Source organism: Stenotrophomonas sp. PS02289, assembly GCF_029960115.1.
Classification (GTDB): Bacteria; Pseudomonadota; Gammaproteobacteria; order Xanthomonadales; family Xanthomonadaceae; genus Stenotrophomonas.
The window spans coordinates 1-18,810 of record NZ_JASCOZ010000013.1; the positions used below are offsets into that span (position 1 = coordinate 1).

Below are 18,810 nucleotides of genomic sequence, written 5' to 3' on the forward strand. Positions count from 1 at the left end.
CGGCCACGCTGCGCGCGGCCTGCTGGTTGCGGGTGGCGCTGGAGCGACGCGCGGCCGTGGCGGCCGCCGGCACCGCAGCCACCGCAAGGGCGGCATCGGCCACTGCGGCGGCCTGGGACGGCGCTACGGGAGTGGGCACCGCCGGCGGCGGCAGTTCCGCTTGGCTGGCGAACACGGGCGTGGCCGGCGCATCGGTAGCCTGATCCGGCAGCTGCTCGCGGGTCATGAACAGCGCCACCGCCGCCACCGATGCTGCCAGGGCGGCGCTGCCGCCCCAGCGAAGCAGACCGCGGCGCTGACGCGGGGCCTGCGCGGGGACGACCTGCGGAGCCGGTTCAGCCGCCACGGCGGCCTGCACCCGAGCCGCGAAATCGACCGGAGCCGGCGCGCACGCCTGCCCGCGCAGCACATCGCCCAGCAGCTGCCAGCGCTCGTGACACCCGGCCAGGGCATCGTCGTGCTCCAGCCGGCGCAGCATGAAGCGGGCCTCGTCGGCCGTCAGCTCGCCGTCGATCAGCGCCGACAGCTGCTGGCGGTGATGGGCATCGAATTTTTCCGGCACGTGGCCGGTGGAATCAGCATTGGGATTTTCGTGGTTCATACGCGGCTCTTCTCGCGGGTGGCGCTGCCCACATCCAGCAGCGGCCGAAGTTCGGTGTCGATCGCCTCACGGGCGCGGAAGATCCGCGACCGCACGGTGCCGATCGGGCACCCCATCTTCTGCGCGATTTCCTCGTAGCTCAGGCCATCCACCTCGCGCAGGGTGATGGCAGAACGCAGTTCTTCCGGCAGCGCCGAGACCGCCTTCATCACCGTGTTTTCCAGTTCCTGGCGCATCAGCTCACGCTCGGGCGTGTCGGTGTCGCGCAGGCGGGTGCCGCTGTCGAACTGCTCGGCGTCACCGATGTCGATGTCGTCGGTGGGCGGGCGGCGGTTGTGGGCGGCAAGGTGATTCTTGGCAGTATTCACGGCGATCCTGTGCAACCAGGTATAAAACTGGGCGTCGCCGCGGAAACTGTTGATCGCGCGGTAAGCGCGGACAAAGGTGTCCTGGGCCACGTCCTGACATTCACTCCAGTCGGCGATGTAGCGCCCGATCAGCGCGACGATCCGGTGCTGGTACTTGCGCACCAGTACATCGAACGCCGCGCTCTCGCCGCGCTGCACACGCCGGACCAGTTCCAGATCCAGCTCCTGTGGTGTTTCAACCTCGGCCATGCTGGGCCGCACTCCTGTCAGCCCAACCGACGTCGGGCAATGAGACTGCCAATCCCGGGAAAAGTTCAGCGCTCCGTGAGGAATGCCGTACCAGCTTTTAACCACCGTTCCGTTAAGGTTTCCGCTCACGGTCGTGAACGGTCGTTGCGGATACCCCAGCTATAGGGATTTGACGGGGAGGAAACAACCTCTGGATCATAGCCCCCTTCTCCATACACAACCGGATGGAACGTCCCCATGCTCTCAGGCTTCGATGGGCTCCGCTTCTCGCATTGGCACCCACAGATCCGTGACGATGGTGTCGTGGTGCTCAGCCTTGACCGCCAGGACAGCAGCGTCAACGCCATGTCCCAGGACGTCCTGCTGGAACTGGGCGACCTGGTGGAGCGACTGGCGCTGGACCCGCCCAAGGCGGTCGTGGTGCAGTCGATCAAGCCGGCCGGGTTCATTGCCGGGGCGGACCTGAAGGAATTCCAGGAGTTCGACCGGCGCGGCACCGTCAATGACGCGATCCGCCGTGGTCAGACCGTCTACCAGAAGCTGTCGGAGCTGCCCTGCCCGACCGTGGCGGCCATCCACGGCCACTGCCTGGGCGGCGGCACCGAGCTGGCCCTGGCCTGCCGTTACCGGGTGGCCTCCAACGATGCCTCCACCCGCATTGGCCTGCCCGAAACCCAGCTGGGCATCTTCCCCGGCTGGGGCGGCAGCGCGCGACTTCCTCAACTGGTAGGCGCACCCGCCGCGATGGATCTGATGCTGACCGGCCGCACGTTGTCCGCCTCGGCCGCCCGCAGCATCGGCTTGGTCGACAAGGTGGTGGCACCGGCGGTGCTGCTGGATACCGCCGTAGCGCTGGGCCTGTCCGGCACGACCCGCCCGTTCAAGCAGCGCGCCACGGCGTGGGCCACCAACACCTGGCTGGCGCGCAAGCTGCTGGCCCCGCAGATGGCCAAGCAGGTCGCACGCAAGGCCAAGAAGGACCACTACCCGGCTCCGTATGCGCTGATCAACACCTGGGCGCGTACCGGTGGCAGCCCGATCCAGACGCGCCTGGACGCCGAGCGCCGCGCCGTGGTCAAGCTCGCCGGTACCCCGACCGCGCGCAATCTGATCCGGATCTTCTTCCTGACCGAACGACTGAAAGCGCTGGGCGGCAAGGACCATGGCATCCGCCACGTCCACGTGGTCGGCGCGGGCGTGATGGGCGGCGATATTGCCGCTTGGTCCGCTTACAAGGGGTTCGAGGTCACCTTGCAGGATCGCGAGCAGCGTTTCATCGACCCGGCGATGGAGCGCGCACAGGCGCTGTTCGCCAAGAAGATCAAGGACGAAAGCAAGCGGCCGGCAGTCGCGGCACGGCTGAAAGCCGACCTCGCCGGCGACGGTGTGGCGCAGGCGGATCTGGTCATTGAAGCCATCATTGAGAATCCCGAGGCCAAGCGTGCGCTGTATCAGACCCTGGAGCCGAAGATGAAAGCGGACGCGCTGCTGACCACCAACACCTCGTCCATCCCGCTGGTGGAGCTGCGCGACCATATCCAGCGACCGGCGCAGTTCGCCGGCCTGCACTATTTCAACCCGGTGGCACAGATGCCGCTGGTGGAGATCATCCACCACGACGGCATGGACCCGCAGACCGAGCAGCGTCTGGCCGGCTTCTGCAAGGCGCTGGGCAAGTTCCCGGTGCCGGTGGCCGGCACGCCGGGCTTCCTGGTCAACCGCGTGCTGTTCCCTTACATGCTCGAAGCCGCCACGGCCTACGCCGAGGGCGTGCCCGGACCGGTGATCGACAAGGCAGCGGTCAAGTTCGGCATGCCGATGGGGCCGATCGAACTGCTCGATACGGTCGGCCTGGACGTGGCGGCCGGCGTCGGCCATGAGCTGGCTCCGTTCCTCGGCCTGCAGATTCCAGCAGCGCTGCAGACGGTCGACCCGGGCAAGCGCGGCAAGAAGGATGGCCAGGGCATCTACAAGTGGGAGAACGGCCGTGCGCAGAAGCCCGACGTGCCGGCCAACTACCAGGCACCGGCCGATCTGGAAGATCGCCTGATCCTGCCCCTGCTCAATGAAGCCGTCGCCTGCCTGCACGAGGGCGTGGTGGCCGATGCCGACCTCCTGGATGCGGGGGTCATCTTCGGCACCGGCTTTGCGCCGTTCCGCGGCGGCCCGATCCAGCACATCCGCGCGACCGGTGCCGATGCGCTGGTGGAACGACTGAAGCTGCTGCAGCAGCGCCATGGCGACCGCTTCGCGCCGCGACCGGGCTGGGATTCGCCGGTATTGCGCGAACCGGTGATCTGATCGTCCGCACCGTGCCTTCAACGACGCCGCCGCAAGGCGGCGTCTTTGTGTGTGTGTCGCATTCCCCTACGCGCTATCGATCAGCTTTCGGTCAACACGTTGTGGCGTTCACTGATAACTCCGGCATCGCCCGCTGCCTACCCTCGATCCTGTCGCTGCTCACTTCATTGCAACGACACTTTCTCTCCAACTATCGAGACACGCATGAACAAGATCTTTGCAGGCGTACTGCTGGCCGGCGCAGCACTGGCACCGATGCTGGCATCAGCCGACACCATCGGCCCGGTGGTCGACACCTTCGAGGGCAAGGGCTACGGCCCGACTCTGGAGGCCGCCCACCAGTCGGCGCAGCGCGATGCCCACCACAAGGCCGCCGCCGCCGGCTTCGGCCGCTGCGTGGAACAGTTCGTCAACGCCCAGCATGACGGCTCGCTCTACTACGTCATTTCGGTGCAGGAGTGCGTCGCCCTGTAACCGACACATCGCGGCATCACGCGAGAACCTGCCGGTCTGACCGGCAGGTTCCGTGTTCCTGCCGCCGCAACAGGCTGTTGCCCGAATGGGGCATGCCGGTGCTGCCGGGTCGTGCCATGCTGACGTTCTGTCCACGCCAGCGAGAACGCCCGCATGACCACCATCATCGCCCCGCGCGTCCACGATATCGGCGGCCTGGAAGTACGCCGCGCCGTCCCTACCTTGCAGGCACGCAGCGTAGGTCCGTTCGTCTTCGTCGACCAGATGGGTCCCGCCGTGCTTGCGCCGGGCACCGGCATCGACGTACGTCCGCATCCGCACATCGGCCTGGCCACGGTGACCTTCCTGTGGTCCGGTGCCATCGGTCACCGTGACACGCTCGGCTCGGACCAGGTGATCCGCCCGGGCGACGTGAACTGGATGACTGCCGGCCGCGGCATTGCCCACTCCGAACGCACCCCGCCGGTGGAGCGCGAGCACGACCATCCGTTGCACGGAATGCAGACCTGGGTGGCGCTGCCGAAAAGCTTCGAGGAAACCGATCCGGCGTTCTACCACCACAGTGCGGCCACGTTGCCGCAGCAGCGCCGTGACGGGGTGTGGCTGCGTGTGATCGCCGGCCGCGCCTATGGCGAGGAATCCCCGGTGAAGGTGTTCGCCGACACCCTGAATGTGGCCGTCGACCTGGATCCAGGGGCCGAGCTGGACCTGGACACCGGCCACGTCGAACGTGCCCTGTACATCCTGGAAGGCGAGGCCCAGCTGGACGGCGTGGATGTGCCGGCGCAGCACCTGATCCTGCCCGAGTTCAACGCGCGCGGACGGCTGCGTGCCAAGACCCCGGTCAAGGCGATGCTGCTCGGCGGCGAGCCGCTCGACGGTCCGCGCCATCTGTGGTGGAACTTCGTGTCCAGTTCCAAGGAACGCATCGAGCAGGCCAAGCATGATTGGGAAGCAGGTCGTTTCGGCACGATTCCCGGTGACGACAAAGAATTCATCCCGTTGCCCGTGGCGTAGAGCGGAGCTCTGCCCCGCTTCCACGTCCGATTTCACACGATTTCACAGGTTTCACGCCGTTCGTCGGCAGGCAACATCCGCTTCACCCCGATGAACCGCGATTCAGCTACGGTCGCCACAGCCCGCCTCCCCCGGGCGTTCGTGGAGACATGCAATGAACATGGCAAAGCGATTGGCGGCCGAGCTGCTCGGCACGTTCTGGCTGGTGCTGGGCGGTTGCGGCAGCGCCGTGCTGGCCGCGAAGTTTGGTGGTGAGGGCAATCCCCTGGGCATCGGGTTTGTCGGCGTGGCGTTGGCCTTTGGGCTGACCGTGCTGACCGGAGCCTATGCCTTCGGCCATGTGTCGGGTGCGCACTTCAACCCGGCGGTGACCGTGGGCCTGTGCGCCGGCGGGCGTTTTCCGGCCCGCGACGTGGTGCCCTACATCCTGGCCCAGGTGGTAGGCGGCTTTCTGGCGGCCTGCATCCTGCTGCATATCGCCAGCGGAGCCCCAGGTTTCGCGATCGACGGCAGCCAGGCCGGCGCGTTCGCCAGCAACGGCTATGGGCCCTTGTCGCCAGGCGGCTACAGCGTGGCCGCCGCCTTCCTCTGTGAAGTGGTACTGACCGCGATGTTTCTGGTGGTGATCATGGGAGCGACCCACGGCCGCGCCCCGGCAGGCTTCGCGCCCCTGGCCATAGGCCTGGCCCTGACCCTGATCCACCTGATCAGCATTCCGGTCACCAACACCTCGGTGAATCCCGCCCGCTCCACAGCGGTGGCGGTGTTCGCCGGCAGCGGCGCGTTGAGCCAGCTGTGGCTGTTCTGGGTGGCTCCGCTGCTGGGTGGGGTCATCGGCGGGATCGCCTACAAGTGGATCGGGGCCGAACCCCGCCCCGGCTGACCGTACGCCTAGCCGGATTCAGATACATTTGAAACAGTTATTTGAAGATTCGGTCACATTCCGTTAAGGTCAAAATCACCAGCCCGTCACGCGACCGGAGATTGGACGCTCCCGTTCCGTGGCCCTGCCATTCGACTTCTTGGGGGAAGCATGAACGTCCTGCGCGCTGTTGTATCGCTGTGTCTGTTGTTGAGTGCCACCGTGGCCTCGGCCCAGGCTACCGCCGAATGTCCCACCCTGCCTGCCGGAAGCGGCCTGCAGTGGAAAGAACAGGCCGAGAACAATTACCTCTCGTGCAAGGCGACCACGACCGATGGCCGTGAGGTGTTGAGCCTGATGCTGACCCAACGCGACCCGGATATTCCGCTGTCCCGGCCACTGCGTCAGGAAAAAGGCAGCTTTGCAGGCGAAAGCATGTACTGGTATCTGCCCGATCTGGGTGGCCAGCAGCCGCCGGGCTACGCCGACCGGCGCATGACCATCGTCAAGCTGGACAAGAACAAGTACGCGCAGATTGCGCTGTATCCCAGTGATTCGAAGGAACTGGGTTCGCTGCAGTCGCTGACCCAGGGCATGGCGCTGGGTTCGTCGACGGTGGCTTCCGAGCGTTGATTCAATCCCAGGGCCGGCCAACGGCCGGCCCACCGGATGCCTCCGCAGCCCTCAGAACCGGCCTTCCTGGAAATCCACGAACGCCTGCATGAGTTCCTGTCGCGTATTCATCACGAACGGACCGTGGCGCATGACCGGCTCACGCAGCGGCCGGCCTGCGACCACGATCAGGCGTGCACCATCAGTACCGGCCTGCAGCTGCAGTACTTCGCCGCCGCCCAGCACCGCCATCTGCTGCCGCTCGACCGGCCGTGCGTTGTCGCCCTGCCCGACCGTCACCGCTCCCTCGAACACATAGGCGAACGCGTTATGCCCTTCCGGCAGCACGTACTCCCATGCCACACCCGGGGCCAGTTCGATGTCCAGGTAGACCGGATCGGTCGCCGGCTGCGTGATCGGCCCGGCCGTCTCACCCACCTTTCCGGCAATCACCTTCACCTGCACCCCCGCCGCCGGCTGCACCACCGGAATGCGTTCGGGCGCGAACTCCTGGTACTTCGGGTCGGTCATCTTCTCGCGCGCCGGCAGGTTCACCCACAGCTGGAAGCCGCGCATGCGCCCGGACTCCTGCTCGGGCATTTCCGAGTGCACCAGCCCACGCCCGGCGGTCATCCACTGCACGCTGCCCGGGGTCAGCAGGCCTTCGTTGCCGTGGTTGTCCTTGTGCCGCATGCGGCCGTCGAGCATGTAGGTCACTGTCTCGAAGCCGCGATGCGGATGGCTGGGGAAGCCGGCGATGTAATCCTCGGCCTTGTCGGTACCGAACTCGTCCAGGAGCAGGAACGGGTCCAGGTCCGGCAGGTCGGGGCCACCGATGACCCGGGTCAGGCGCACGCCAGCCCCGTCAGAGGTGGGCATGCCACGAATGGTGCGCTGCACACGCACGGGGGTTGAGGCGCTCATGTTGACTCCATCGAAAGGTTACCCGGTACAAGATGGGCGCAGCCCCTGGAACCGCCAACGGCCACGTCCGCAACCCATTGTTCCAAACGCAAGGCCCATACGACCAAAGTACTAGCGGCAAGTCCCCGCGATTGCATTGACCCGGTCAATGACTGCGCAGACTCTTAACACGCACTCCAGGGAGACGCACATCTCATGAAAGGTTTTTCCAAGCTGGGCTGGGCCGCGCTCGCGCTGCTCGGTGCATTCTGTCTTGGCACCGTCGCACTGCGGCGGGGCGAACACATCAATGCCCTGTGGATCGTGGTTGCCGCGGTCTCCATCTATCTCATTGCCTACCGTTTCTACAGCCTGTTCATTGCCAACAAGGTGATGCAGATTGATCCGACCCGGGCCACACCGGCGGTGATCAACAACGACGGCCTGGACTACGTGCCGACCAACAAGCACGTACTGTTCGGCCACCACTTCGCCGCCATTGCCGGTGCAGGCCCCTTGGTCGGTCCGGTGCTCGCCGCGCAGATGGGCTATCTGCCTGGCCTGCTCTGGCTGGTGGTCGGCGTCGTCCTGGCCGGCGCGGTGCAGGACTTCATGGTGCTGTTCCTGTCCAGCCGTCGCAACGGTCGCTCGCTGGGTGACCTGGTGCGCGAGGAAATGGGCCAGGTGCCCGGCACGATTGCGCTGTTCGGTGCCTTCCTGATCATGATCATCATCCTGGCGGTGCTGGCGATGGTGGTGGTGAAGGCGCTGGCGGAAAGCCCGTGGGGCATGTTCACGGTGATCGCCACGATGCCCATCGCGATCATGATGGGCATCTACATGCGCTACATCCGCCCCGGCAAGATCGGTGAGATCTCGGTCGTCGGCCTTATCCTGCTGCTGCTGGCGATCTGGTACGGCGGCAAGGTCGCGGCTGATCCGGTATGGGGCCCGGCCTTCACCTTCACCGGCACCCAGATCACCTGGATGCTGATCGGCTACGGCTTCGTCGCTTCGGTGCTGCCGGTGTGGCTGCTGCTGGCCCCGCGCGACTATCTGTCCACCTTCCTCAAGATCGGCACCATCGTCGCACTGGCGGTCGGCATCCTGATCGTCATGCCGGAACTGAAGATGCCGGCGCTGACCCAGTTCGCCGCCAGCGGCGACGGCCCGGTGTGGAAGGGCGGGATGTTCCCGTTCCTGTTCATTACCATCGCCTGCGGTGCGGTGTCCGGCTTCCACGCGCTGATCTCCTCGGGCACCACGCCCAAGCTGCTCGCCAATGAAAGCCACATGCGCTACATCGGCTACGGCGGCATGCTGATGGAATCGTTCGTGGCGGTGATGGCCCTGGTGGCCGCGTCGATCATCGACCCGGGCATCTACTTCGCAATGAACAGCCCGGCGGCGGTGATCGGGGCGGATGCGGTTTCCGCCGCGCACTACATCACCAACACCTGGGGCTTCACCATCACCCCGGAGCAGTTGAACGCCACGGCGGCCGCGATCGGCGAACCGACCATCCTGCACCGCGCCGGTGGCGCACCCACGCTGGCGGTCGGCATCGCGATGATCCTGCACGAAGCCATTCCCAGCGGCAGCGACGCGATGATGGCGTTCTGGTACCACTTCGCGATTCTGTTCGAAGCACTGTTCATCCTGACCGCCGTGGATGCAGGCACCCGTGCCGGCCGCTTCATGCTGCAGGACCTGCTGGGCAACTTCATCCCGGCGCTGAAGAAGACCGAGTCGTGGACCGCGAACATCATCGCCACCGCAGGCTGCGTGGCGCTGTGGGGCTACCTGCTGTACACCGGCGTGGTCGATCCCTTCGGCGGCATCCAGACCCTGTGGCCGCTGTTCGGCATCTCCAATCAGATGCTGGCGGGTATCGCGCTGATGCTGGGCACGGTGGTGCTGTTCAAGATGAAGCGGGACCGCTACGCGTGGGTCACCGCCGTGCCGGCGGTGTGGCTGCTGATCTGCACCACCTACGCAGGGCTGATCAAGATCTTTGACAGCAACCCGGCGCAGGGCTTCCTGGCGCAGGCGCACAAGTTCCAGGACGCGATTGCCAGCGGCACCATCACCGCCCCGGCCAAGAGCGTGGCGCAGATGCAGCAGATCGTGGTCAACGCCTACGTCAACACCGGCCTGACCGTGCTGTTCCTGTTCGTGGTGTTCTCGATCCTGGCCTATGCGATCAAGACCATTGTGGTGGCGCGTCGTTCGCCGCAGCGCACGGACAAGGAAACCGCGTACGTGAAGCTGGAACCGCATCAGATGGCGGATCTGTAATGGGTACCGGACTGGTTCCCGTCAGTCAGTACCAGGCCCACCGCCGCATCTGGCGGCGGCTGGTGCAGACCGCGCGCCTGTGCTGCGGCATTCCCGACTACGACAACTACGTGCGGCACGTATTGGAAAAACACCCGGACCGCACGCCGATGGACTACAAGACGTTCTTCCGCGAGCGTCAGGAAGCCCGCTACAGCGGGCGCAACGGCGGCCGGTGTTGTTGACGGCCGGTTGACGGTTTGAAAGCAGGAAGGCGGCGCAGATGCGCCGCCTTCTTTTTGGACGCTGGGGGGCGTTACGCCCCCGCCATCCATTTCAGGATCAGGCCGGTGACGTAGGCTATGCCGGTGCCGGTGGCATAGCCGACCGTGCCCAGCAGTACGCCCACCGGAGCCAGACTCGGATGGAAGGCCGCAGCCACCACCGGGGCCGATGCCGCCGCACCGATGTTGCCCATCGACCCGATCGAGAAGAAGAACAGCGGCGCGCGCACCAACTTCGCCACGATCCACAGCACCAGGACATGCGTGGCCATCCAGATCACGCCGAGCGCAAACAGCCACGGACGGTCCAGCAGCGACAACAGGTCCATCTGCATGCCGATGCAGGCAATCAGGAAGTACAGGAACACCGTGCCCAGGCGCGAGGCACCGGCCGCTTCCAGCTTGCGCGCCCGGGTGAAGCTCAGGCCCAGACCCAGCGCGGTGGAGATCAGCACCACCCAGACGAAGGGGCTGTCCAGGCTGAACTGGCTGGCCCAGCTGACGTTGACCTTGAACCAGCCGGCCAGCGGCGCGGCAATGGCGTGGGCGATGCCCACTCCACCCAGCGCGACACCGACGATGACCATCAGGTCGGTCAGGGTCGGGATGCGCGCATTCTGTGCTTCATAGGCACTGATGCGTGCCTTCATTTCATCGATGGCACGGGTGTCGGCCCCGTTGCGCGTGTCGATCTGCTGGGCGCGGTTGGCCAGGAACAGCAGGATCGCCATCCACAGGCTGGCACAGGCCACGTCCACCACCGCGAACTGGCCGAAGGTGGTGGCGTCCACGCTGAAGACCTCGCGCATCGCCACCATGTTCGCTCCGCCGCCGATCCAACTACCGGCGAGTGCTGCCATGCCGGCCCAGGTATCACCGGCCACGGTTTCGGGATGGATGAGCTTCATCACCTGGAAGGACACGATGGCCCCCAGCACGATGCCGGCGGTGCCGGCGCAGAACACCACCAGCAGTTTCGGCCCCAGCTTGAGGATGCCCTTCAGGTCGATGGAAAGCGTCAGCAGCACCAAGGCGGCAGGCAGCAGTACATCACGGGCGATGGGATTGTAGAGCGAGGTGTTGTGACCATCGATCAGACCGGCGGTGTTGTAGATGGCCGGTATGAAGTAGCACAGCAGCAGGGCTGGCACCCACGCGAATATCTTTTTCAGCAGCGGGGTGGGACCGCTGGCGGCCCAGAAGATCAGGGCCAGGGTGGCGGCAATCAGGCCAAGGCCTACGATGTCGCTGGTAATCAGGGCGGTACTCGGTTCGGTCGGCATGCAGCCATCCTCTGTCGATCGAAAGGGCAAAAAAAAGCGCCACATCACGCGGCGCTTTTCCGAGCTTAACATTGTCTTCACGGCATGCCACCTCGCGCCGCCCCCTCCCCTGTTCAGGTTACGAGGGCGGCAGCGACGCACCCAGGTCCAGAATGACCCGGGTGCCGCGCGGCTCGCTGGACTCGATTGTGAGCCCCCAGCCCAGGTGTTCGCACAAGCGTGCGATCAGCTCCAGACCGATACCATCGCCCTCGCCCCGGTCACCGCGCGCCATGCGCGCATAGACAGCGGCGATCTCCTCCGGGCTCATCCCAAGCCCCGGATCCTGCAGGGTGACCACGGCGCGGTCGGACAAGGAAAGGCTGATGGTGCCCCGCCCGCTGTTCTCGATGGCGTTGCGCAGCAGGTTGCCGATCGCCGCCTGCACCACGCCCAGCGGCGCGATGATGTCCAGTGCCGGCAGCGGCTGCATTTCAATGTGCAGGTCCTTGTCGCCAAGCAGGTGGCGGTGGTCCTCGACGATCTCCGGCAGCAGTGCATCCAGCGCGATGCGCTCCTTCAATGCGGCCAGACGGGCCGGCTCGCGCGCCAGCACCAGCAGCAGCTGGATCAGCTGTTCCACCCCCTGCGCGCTGCGGTGCACACGCTGCATCTGCTGACGTGCGCGCTCGGGCACGTCCGGCTGCTCCAGGGCGAGTTCAGAAGCGCCGGTGATGACCGCAATCGGCGTGCGCAGCTCGTGGCTGGCAGTACTGATGAACACCCGCTCGCGCTCGACGAACTGCTCGTTCCGGCGCAGATAGTCGTTGAGCGCGTCAGCGATCACATACAGCTCGGAACTGCCGCGCGGGTCGACCTCCACGCGTTGGCCAGGTACGCCCGGCCGCAGGTCATGGATGTGCCGGGCCAGCGAGCGCAATGGCTGCACCACGCGACTGACGCCGATGGAGGCCATCAGCACGGTCACGATGATCATCACCACACCGGCCAGCATCACCCAGCGCGTGGCGAACTCTTCCAGTTCGTGGAAATCGTTGATGTCCAGCGCCAGGGCCAGCCGCCCCTGGGTCGCGGTGTCGCGGACCATCACTGCGGCCGAGCGGTCGTTGATGACCACCCCGTCATGCAGGCCCGGATGCAGCGTGCGCAGCACCGCCGGCAGCGCAGGGTCATCATCGATGGTGAACAGCCGCAGCGTGTCCGAGTCCTGCCAGCGGTAGTGGGGTTCGTGCTCGACGTGGTTGATGATGCTGTCCAGTTCGGAATTGAGCAGCGCGCGCCATGCCGAATGTTCGGCGTGCTCGTGCACGTAGTTGCCCACGCTGAACACCGCCACCGAAATCATGGCCAGGTAGGCCAGCAGCCACCACACCAGGCGGCGATGCAGCGGCCCGGGTTTACGGAGTCGCATCGCTGTCTTCCGTCGCCGTGACTGCCAGCCGGTACCCCACACGCGGCAGGGTGTGGATCAGCTTGCTGGCGAACGGACCGTCCACGCTGCGGCGAAGTTCGTAAACATGGGAACGCAGCAGGTCGCCGTCGGGCAACTCATCGCCCCACAACGCGAACTCCAGTTGTTGCCGGGTGACCGCTGCCGGGCTGGCGCGCATCAGCACTTCCAGCAGTTTGCGGCAGGCCGGGTACAGGTGCAGCACCTGGCCGTCGCGGCGGGCTTCCAGCGTTGCCAGGTCCAGGCTCAGGTCGGCCACTTCCAGCACCTTGCGCGGATTGCGCCCGTGCGCACGCACCTGCAGGGCTTCCAGCCGCACCTCCAGTTCCGGCAGCGCGAACGGTTTGGTCAGGTAGTCGTCCGCCCCGGCACGGAAGCCGGCGATCTTGTCGGGCAAGTCATCGCGGGCGGTCAGCATGATGACCGGCACTTCCGAGCCGTGTTCAGCACGCAGACGGCGCAGCACTTCCGGTCCCTCCATGCGCGGCAGCATCCAGTCCAGGATCACCGCGTCATAACTCTGGCTGGCTGCCAGATGCAGCCCGGTGATCCCATCCGGGGCGACATCCAGCACATGGCCGCGTGCCTCGAAATACTCGAACAGGTTGGCCACCAGTTGGCGGTTGTCCTCGATGACCAGCAGGCGCATGTGCGCGATTCCAAGGGTAATGGAGGCGATGGTAGCGTCGTCGATGTCGAAATGAAGTCGCAATTGGCCCGATTCGACGTGTTTCTTACACCGTCCCCGCCACAGTGCGTTTTTTGCCCTCACCCACGCCTGTGACCCGTCTGCTGCTGCGCCGCCATTGGCGCGTTCTGATCTGCCTGGCCCTGCTGCTGACCCTGGCCGCCGGCATCGGGCTGCGTTCGCCCTCGCCGCCGGACGAGCCGCGCTTTGTCCTGGCCGCCCGCGACATGGTGGAGAGCGGGCAGTGGCTGCTGCCACACCGGGGCAGTGAGCTGTACGCGGAAAAGCCACCGGTGTTCATGTGGATGCAGGCGGCCACCTGGTCGGTGGTGCGCAACTGGAACCTGGCCTTCCTGATCCCGTCGCTGCTGGCGGCGCTGACCACCCTGTGGCTGTGCTGGGACCTGGGCCGGCGTCTGTGGAGCCGGCGCGTGGGGTGGTGGGCGGTGTTGGCGCTGATGAGCTGCCTGCAGTTCGGGCTGATGGCCAAGCGCGCGCAGATCGACATGGTCCTGGTGGCACTGACCACACTGTCGTTGTGGGGCCTGTTGCGGCACCTGCTGGAACGCCCCAACACCGCTGCGCTATGGGTCGCGGGGTTCGCCGCCGGCCTGGGCACCGTCACCAAGGGCGTGGGCTTCCTGCCGCTGCTGGTGCTGCTGCCTTGGGCCCTGTGGCGCTGGCAGGCGCGCGGCCAGCGGCACGCCTATCTCGCCCCTGCCCGGCCTCTGCTGTGGCTGCTGCCGGCCTTCCTGCTCGGCACCGCGGTGTGGCTGGGGCCGCTGGGGATCGCCCTGCTGACCGCCCCGACGCCGGAACTGCAGGCCTATGCACACGAACTGCTGTTCAAGCAGACCGGCACCCGCTACACCAACGCTTGGCACCACGTGCAGCCCGCCTGGTACTACCTGCAGGTGATGGCCACGTTGTGGTTGCCCGGCAGCCTGCTGCTGCCGGCACTGGCTCCCGGCTGGTGGCGCAGGCTGCGCCGGCTGGATGCGCGCTGGTGGCTGCTGCTCGGCTGGTCGCTGCTGGTACTGCTGTTCTTCAGTGCCAGCCCCGGCAAGCGCGAGGTGTACATCTTTCCGATGCTGCCCGCGCTGTGCGTGGCGGCTGCGCCACTTCTGCCCGGCCTGCTGCGTCGGCCCGGACCGCGATGGATCCTGCTGGCCTACGCCGTCGTGCTGAGCGTGGCTGGCCTGGTCATCGGTGTACATCTTCTGGGGGGCAGTGCGTGGGCGCACGCACAGCTGGCCAAACGGGCGATGCCCGACAGCCTGCTGGCTCCGCTGGGCCTGTGGCTGCTCGGCTTCGGTCTGCTGATGGCGGTGCTGACCGCGTGTCTGCGTCTACGCCGCGCGGGCGTGCTGGCAGTGCTGGCCTCGTTGCTGCTCTGGAACCTCTATGGCTGGGGCCTGATGCCGGCACTGGACCCCTACAGTTCGGCGTCCGCGGTGATGCAGCGGGTGGGTGAGCGGATTGGCTCCCAGGCCGAACTGGGCGCGGTGGCATGGCGCGAGCAGAACCTGCTGCAGGCGGACCGTCCGGTCACCGAATTTGGCTTCAAACGCGACTGGAACGACCAATGGCTCGATGCCGTGCCATGGCTCGCGCAGGCACCCCACACCCGTTGGTTGCTGGTGGCCGAACCGGCGCTGAGCCCGTGCGTGGATCGTGCCCGGTCGGTCGCGATCGGCAGCGCCAACCGCAATGACTGGTGGCTGGTGCCGGGCACCGCGCTCGACCTGCAGTGCCATGCCACGGTGGTCGGCGGTGAGTCCATGGGCGATGACGGCGACTGATGAACCCAGGCCCGCGTTTAACGCACGCGCAACGCGGCTCTGACCGGTCTCCGACAGCGCGCTGACCAGCATGGCCCGGGTCCTTCCTACCGGCTGTTGTTCGCATGCGCCCTGCTCCTGCCGCGACGTTTATCGCGACCTCCGTCCCCCGCGCGGCAACCTCTGCGTTCCTGACCCGGCACCTGCTGCTGCCCTGGCTGGCGGCGCTGCTCGCAAGCTGGGCGTTGATGAGCGCCGGGGGTGATCAGTGGCTGGCCGACCAGATCTACCGGCTGGAAGGCCACCAGTGGGCGCTGCAGAACGCGTGGGTCACCACCCATCTGATCCACAAGGGCGGCAAGTGGCTCAGCGCGTTTGCCACACTGCTGGCCTTGGTGGCGTGCTTCCACGCTTGGCGACACGCCCGCTGGCGCACCTGGCGCTGGCCGCTGCTGTACCTGGTGCTGGCGGTAGCACTGGGCACCGGCATGGTGTCGCTGCTGAAATCGCTCACCCACATGGACTGCCCGTGGGACCTGACCCGCTACGGTGGCCTGCGCGAGTATGTGGGCCTGTTTGCCACGCGGCCGGCCGACATGCCGCGCGGCATGTGCTTCCCGGCCGGTCACGCCAGCGCCGGCTACGCCTGGGTCAGCCTCTACTTCTTCGCACTGATGGTGCGCCCGTCCTGGCGCTGGCGCGGACTCGCCGTGGGCCTGCTGGCCGGCGCGGTGTTCGGCTTTACCCAGCAGTTGCGCGGCGCGCATTTCCTGTCGCACGACCTGTGGACCCTGGTCACCTGCTGGACGGTGGCACTGGGGCTGTATCTAGTGGCCCTTGCGGTGTCGCGACCGGCCCACTAGCCTTCGGGCGGTAATTCACCACCCAAGGATCTGCCCGTGAACCACCGCCCGCTTTTGCTGGCCCTGGCTGTTGGTGCTGCCGCACTGACGCTGGCGGCCTGCCAGAAGGAACCGTCCCCCGCCGCCACCCCGGCGGCCGGCACCGCCAAGCCCACCGAGACCGCGGACCAGTTCATCGCCCGCGTCAACGCCGAGTACAAGGCCATGTACCCGGAAATGACCTCGGCGCAGTGGCTGTCGTCGACCTACATCAATGACGATTCCGAACGCGTGGCGGCCAAGGCCAACGAGCGCTGGCTGACCGTGTTGAATGGCTGGATCGCCCAGGCCGGCCAGTACGACGGCCAGCCGATGACCGAAGACACCAAGCGCCAGCTGCACCTGCTGAAGCTGATGACCGCCATGCCGGCCCCGCGCGACCCGGCCAAGCTGGGCGAGCTGACCCGCATCGCCAGCCGTATGGAAGGCGCATACGGTGCAGGCAAGTACTGCACCGACGAAGCCAACCCGGCCACCTGCCGCCAGCTCGGCGACCTCGAGCAGGTACTCGCCCGCAGCCGCGACTACGACAAGCAGCTGGACGCCTGGCAGGGCTGGCACGGCACCACCAAGCCGATGCGCGCTGACTACCAGCGCTTCGTTGGCCTGGTCAATGAAGGTGCCAAGGAAATGGGCTTCGCCGACGCCGGCCAGATGTGGCGCAGCGGCTATGACATGCCGGCCGACCAGATCGGCCCGGAAACCGACCGCCTGTGGGAACAGGTCAAGCCGATGTACGAGCAGCTGCACTGCTATGCCCGTACCAAGCTGGACACCACCTACGGCAAGGACAAGGCCGAAACCGAAGGCGGCCTGATCGCCGCGCACCTGCTCGGCAACATGTGGCAGCAGGACTGGTCCAACCTGTGGGACCAGCTGGAACCCTACCCGGGTGCCGGCAGCCTGGACATCACTGCCGCGCTGGAAAAGCAGTACCAAGGCAACCTGAGCGGTGCCATCGCCAAGGCCGGCGGCAGCAACGCCAGCATGGAAGCGCTGTACAAGGCGCAGCGTGACGCCGAACTGCGCACCGCCAAGCAGATGACCGAGCGCGCGCAGGACTTCTACGTGTCGCTGGGCATGCCCGCGTTGCCGAAGTCGTACTGGGACAAAACCCAGTTCATCAAGCCGCTGGACCGTGACGTGGTCTGCCACGCCAGCGCGTGGGACATGAACATGGAAGGCGACGTGCGCACCAAGATGTGCATCAAGCCGAACGAAGAAAACTTCACCACCATCTATCACGAGCTGGGCCACATCTATTACGACCTGGCCTACAACCCGCTGCCGCCGTTGTTCCAGGGCGGTGCCAACGACGGCTTCCACGAAGCCATCGGCGACACCATCGTGCTGGCAATGACCCCGCAGTACCTGAACTCGATCGGTCTGGTCGACAAGCCGCAGGAAAGCCGCGAGGCCACCATCAACGCGCAGATGCGCATGGCGCTGAGCGGCGTGTCGTTCCTGCCGTTCGGGCTGATGATCGACCGCTGGCGCTGGGGTGTATTCGACGGCTCGATCACCCCGGAGAACTACAACAAGGCGTGGTGGGACCTGAAGGCCAAGTACCAGGGCGTGGCTCCGGCCAGCGCGCGCGGTGAGGAGTTCTTCGATCCGGGTGCCAAGTACCACGTGCCGGGCAACACCCCGTACACCCGCTACTTCCTGGCGCGCATCCTGCAGTTCCAGTTCTACAAGGGCCTGTGCGACGCAGCCGGCTACAAGGGCCCGCTGCACCAGTGCAGCTTCTACGGCAACAAGGAAGCCGGGCAGAAGTTCTGGGCGATGCTGAGCAAGGGTGCCAGCCAGCCGTGGCAGGCCACGCTGAAGGAGATCACCGGCGGCGAGAAGCTGGATGCCGGCCCGATGATCGAGTACTTCACCCCGGTCAACGAGTGGCTGAAGCAGCAGAATCAGGGCCAGATGTGTGGTTGGCAGGCCCCGGGGGCACCCGCAGCAGCGGCTACCAAACAGTAATTCCGCTTTTTCTTGTGCCAGAACAACGCCCCACAAGGGGCGTTGTTCGTTATCGGTACCGCCTTGTCGTCCGTGTGTATGATGTGTATGCTTCGATCATGACAAGCTCGGAGCTGATCAAGCTGTTGGAAGCCAATGGCTGGGCCCTGAGCCGGGTCCGCGGCTCGCACCACGTTTATGTGCATGCCAGCCGGTCCCAGATCATCACCGTGCCCCATCCCCGCAAAGGCCTCGGCAAGGGTCTGTTGAACAATCTGCTGAAGATTGCGGGATTGAAGTGAACCGGTGGAATTTTGCGCTTCGCAACCGAGCCGAGCAGGAGAGACCACATGCGTTATCCGATCATGATTGAACCAGGTGACGAAAACACGGCATGGGGCGTGGTCGTTCCGGACCTTCCGGGCTGTTTCTCTGCCGGCGACACCCTGGACGAGGCAATGACTGCCGCAGAAGAAGCGGCCGCCGCATGGATTGACGCCGCACTGGATGCAGGCCAGGTCATTCCTTCACCGTCCTTGGCCCAGGACGTCCTTGAAAAAGGAGAGTTCAAGGGCTGGATCGTGAGTTACGTCAAGGTTGATCCGGCGTTGCTGGATGACACCATCGAGCGGGTAAACATCAGCATTCCCAGGCGGATACTGATGAGGATTGATGCCAAGGCCAAGGAAGCGGGGGAAACGCGGTCTGCCTACATTGCGCACCTGGCGGTAGGTTGAACTGACCCGTAGATCCAAGCGACGAGAGCCGACCTTCGGGTCGGCTTTCTGCTGTGTGGAACGTG

18 protein-coding genes are annotated in these 18,810 nt (G+C 65.8%); 12 read left to right on the top strand and 6 right to left on the bottom strand.

The window, feature by feature from the left end; all coding sequences use genetic code 11:
* Nucleotides 1-601: RseA family anti-sigma factor (locus tag QMX83_RS03340; RefSeq protein WP_282295228.1), on the bottom strand; the 601-nt coding region annotated here is incomplete at its 3' end.
* Nucleotides 598-1,218, bottom strand: a complete 621-nt coding sequence (gene rpoE / locus QMX83_RS03345; protein ID WP_282295229.1) for an RNA polymerase sigma factor RpoE — start codon at nucleotides 1,216-1,218, stop codon at nucleotides 598-600. The genes QMX83_RS03340 and rpoE, both read right to left, overlap by 4 nt.
* A 237-nt stretch (nucleotides 1,219-1,455) precedes the next feature.
* Between rpoE and QMX83_RS03350 the strand changes: the two genes are divergently transcribed.
* From QMX83_RS03350 to QMX83_RS03370, 5 genes are all read left to right on the top strand, one after another.
* Nucleotides 1,456-3,519 (top strand): 3-hydroxyacyl-CoA dehydrogenase NAD-binding domain-containing protein, encoded by a 2,064-nt coding sequence (locus tag QMX83_RS03350; protein ID WP_282295230.1) that lies wholly within the window; start codon nucleotides 1,456-1,458, stop codon nucleotides 3,517-3,519.
* Between the two features lie 204 nt (nucleotides 3,520-3,723).
* Nucleotides 3,724-3,993 (top strand): hypothetical protein, encoded by a 270-nt coding sequence (locus tag QMX83_RS03355; protein ID WP_282295231.1) that lies wholly within the window; start codon nucleotides 3,724-3,726, stop codon nucleotides 3,991-3,993.
* Between the two features lie 153 nt (nucleotides 3,994-4,146).
* Nucleotides 4,147-5,010 carry a pirin family protein gene (locus QMX83_RS03360; RefSeq protein ID WP_282295232.1) on the top strand — a complete coding sequence of 288 codons (864 nt, stop codon included), beginning with the start codon at nucleotides 4,147-4,149 and terminating at the stop codon, nucleotides 5,008-5,010.
* Between the two features lie 154 nt (nucleotides 5,011-5,164).
* A complete protein-coding gene (aqpZ, locus tag QMX83_RS03365; protein WP_282295233.1) occupies nucleotides 5,165-5,893 on the top strand; it encodes an aquaporin Z in 729 nt (242 codons plus the stop codon).
* 150 nt (nucleotides 5,894-6,043) lie between these two features.
* Nucleotides 6,044-6,505 carry a hypothetical protein gene (locus QMX83_RS03370; protein WP_282295234.1) on the top strand — a complete coding sequence of 154 codons (462 nt, stop codon included), beginning with the start codon at nucleotides 6,044-6,046 and terminating at the stop codon, nucleotides 6,503-6,505.
* 51 nt (nucleotides 6,506-6,556) lie between these two features.
* On the opposite strand, the gene QMX83_RS03375 is transcribed toward QMX83_RS03370, so the two are convergent.
* Complete coding sequence (locus QMX83_RS03375) at nucleotides 6,557-7,408, bottom strand: pirin family protein (protein ID WP_282295235.1); 852 nt, start codon at nucleotides 7,406-7,408, stop codon at nucleotides 6,557-6,559.
* A 195-nt stretch (nucleotides 7,409-7,603) separates the two neighbouring features.
* Between QMX83_RS03375 and QMX83_RS03380 the strand changes: the two genes are divergently transcribed.
* Both QMX83_RS03380 and QMX83_RS03385 read left to right on the top strand, forming a co-directional pair.
* Complete coding sequence (locus tag QMX83_RS03380; RefSeq protein ID WP_282295236.1) at nucleotides 7,604-9,685, top strand: carbon starvation CstA family protein; 2,082 nt, start codon at nucleotides 7,604-7,606, stop codon at nucleotides 9,683-9,685.
* Entirely contained in the window at nucleotides 9,685-9,909 is a 225-nt protein-coding gene (locus QMX83_RS03385; RefSeq protein WP_282295237.1) for a CstA-like transporter-associated (seleno)protein, read from the top strand. Before QMX83_RS03380 ends, QMX83_RS03385 begins: the two co-directional genes overlap by 1 nt.
* A 71-nt stretch (nucleotides 9,910-9,980) precedes the next feature.
* Here QMX83_RS03385 and QMX83_RS03390 read toward each other — a convergent pair whose 3' ends face one another.
* From QMX83_RS03390 to QMX83_RS03400, 3 genes are all read right to left on the bottom strand, one after another.
* Nucleotides 9,981-11,231: a DUF819 family protein gene (locus QMX83_RS03390; RefSeq protein WP_282295238.1), complete on the bottom strand. Its 1,251-nt coding sequence runs from the start codon at nucleotides 11,229-11,231 to the stop codon at nucleotides 9,981-9,983.
* A gap of 118 nt (nucleotides 11,232-11,349) precedes the next feature.
* Nucleotides 11,350-12,642: a HAMP domain-containing sensor histidine kinase gene (locus QMX83_RS03395; RefSeq protein ID WP_282295239.1), complete on the bottom strand. Its 1,293-nt coding sequence runs from the start codon at nucleotides 12,640-12,642 to the stop codon at nucleotides 11,350-11,352.
* Nucleotides 12,629-13,330, bottom strand: a complete 702-nt coding sequence (locus QMX83_RS03400) for a response regulator transcription factor (protein ID WP_282295240.1) — start codon at nucleotides 13,328-13,330, stop codon at nucleotides 12,629-12,631. The genes QMX83_RS03395 and QMX83_RS03400 overlap by 14 nt, the downstream gene beginning before the upstream one ends.
* Nucleotides 13,331-13,461: 131 nt before the next feature.
* Between QMX83_RS03400 and QMX83_RS03405 the strand changes: the two genes are divergently transcribed.
* From QMX83_RS03405 to QMX83_RS03425, 5 genes are all read left to right on the top strand, one after another.
* Entirely contained in the window at nucleotides 13,462-15,171 is a 1,710-nt protein-coding gene (locus QMX83_RS03405) for a glycosyltransferase family 39 protein (protein WP_282295241.1), read from the top strand.
* A 227-nt stretch (nucleotides 15,172-15,398) separates the two neighbouring features.
* Nucleotides 15,399-16,013 (top strand): phosphatase PAP2 family protein, encoded by a 615-nt coding sequence (locus tag QMX83_RS03410; protein ID WP_282295268.1) that lies wholly within the window; start codon nucleotides 15,399-15,401, stop codon nucleotides 16,011-16,013.
* Between the two features lie 36 nt (nucleotides 16,014-16,049).
* Nucleotides 16,050-18,029 (top strand): M2 family metallopeptidase, encoded by a 1,980-nt coding sequence (locus QMX83_RS03415; protein WP_282295242.1) that lies wholly within the window; start codon nucleotides 16,050-16,052, stop codon nucleotides 18,027-18,029.
* Nucleotides 18,030-18,127: 98 nt separating this feature from the next.
* A complete protein-coding gene (locus tag QMX83_RS03420) occupies nucleotides 18,128-18,310 on the top strand; it encodes a type II toxin-antitoxin system HicA family toxin (RefSeq protein WP_282295243.1) in 183 nt (60 codons plus the stop codon).
* A 48-nt stretch (nucleotides 18,311-18,358) separates the two neighbouring features.
* Nucleotides 18,359-18,745: a type II toxin-antitoxin system HicB family antitoxin gene (locus QMX83_RS03425; RefSeq protein ID WP_282295244.1), complete on the top strand. Its 387-nt coding sequence runs from the start codon at nucleotides 18,359-18,361 to the stop codon at nucleotides 18,743-18,745.
* Nucleotides 18,746-18,810: the final 65 nt, after the last annotated feature.

What these genes read in the sequence shown, in the direction of transcription:
- QMX83_RS03420 (WP_282295243.1), top strand. Translation starts at nt 18,128, where the DNA reads ATGACAAGCTCGGAGCTGATCAAGCTGTTGGAAGCCAATGGCTGGGCC.
- QMX83_RS03370 (WP_282295234.1), top strand. Translation starts at nt 6,044, where the DNA reads ATGAACGTCCTGCGCGCTGTTGTATCGCTGTGTCTGTTGTTGAGTGCC.
- QMX83_RS03400 (WP_282295240.1), bottom strand. Translation starts at nt 13,330, where the DNA reads ATGCGCCTGCTGGTCATCGAGGACAACCGCCAACTGGTGGCCAACCTG.
- QMX83_RS03380 (WP_282295236.1), top strand. Translation starts at nt 7,604, where the DNA reads ATGAAAGGTTTTTCCAAGCTGGGCTGGGCCGCGCTCGCGCTGCTCGGT.
- aqpZ (WP_282295233.1), top strand. Translation starts at nt 5,165, where the DNA reads ATGAACATGGCAAAGCGATTGGCGGCCGAGCTGCTCGGCACGTTCTGG.
- rpoE (WP_282295229.1), bottom strand. Translation starts at nt 1,218, where the DNA reads ATGGCCGAGGTTGAAACACCACAGGAGCTGGATCTGGAACTGGTCCGG.
- QMX83_RS03360 (WP_282295232.1), top strand. Translation starts at nt 4,147, where the DNA reads ATGACCACCATCATCGCCCCGCGCGTCCACGATATCGGCGGCCTGGAA.
- QMX83_RS03350 (WP_282295230.1), top strand. Translation starts at nt 1,456, where the DNA reads ATGCTCTCAGGCTTCGATGGGCTCCGCTTCTCGCATTGGCACCCACAG.
- QMX83_RS03375 (WP_282295235.1), bottom strand. Translation starts at nt 7,408, where the DNA reads ATGAGCGCCTCAACCCCCGTGCGTGTGCAGCGCACCATTCGTGGCATG.
- QMX83_RS03410 (WP_282295268.1), top strand. Translation starts at nt 15,399, where the DNA reads ATGAGCGCCGGGGGTGATCAGTGGCTGGCCGACCAGATCTACCGGCTG.
- QMX83_RS03425 (WP_282295244.1), top strand. Translation starts at nt 18,359, where the DNA reads ATGCGTTATCCGATCATGATTGAACCAGGTGACGAAAACACGGCATGG.
- QMX83_RS03395 (WP_282295239.1), bottom strand. Translation starts at nt 12,642, where the DNA reads ATGCGACTCCGTAAACCCGGGCCGCTGCATCGCCGCCTGGTGTGGTGG.
- QMX83_RS03355 (WP_282295231.1), top strand. Translation starts at nt 3,724, where the DNA reads ATGAACAAGATCTTTGCAGGCGTACTGCTGGCCGGCGCAGCACTGGCA.
- QMX83_RS03390 (WP_282295238.1), bottom strand. Translation starts at nt 11,231, where the DNA reads ATGCCGACCGAACCGAGTACCGCCCTGATTACCAGCGACATCGTAGGC.
- QMX83_RS03385 (WP_282295237.1), top strand. Translation starts at nt 9,685, where the DNA reads ATGGGTACCGGACTGGTTCCCGTCAGTCAGTACCAGGCCCACCGCCGC.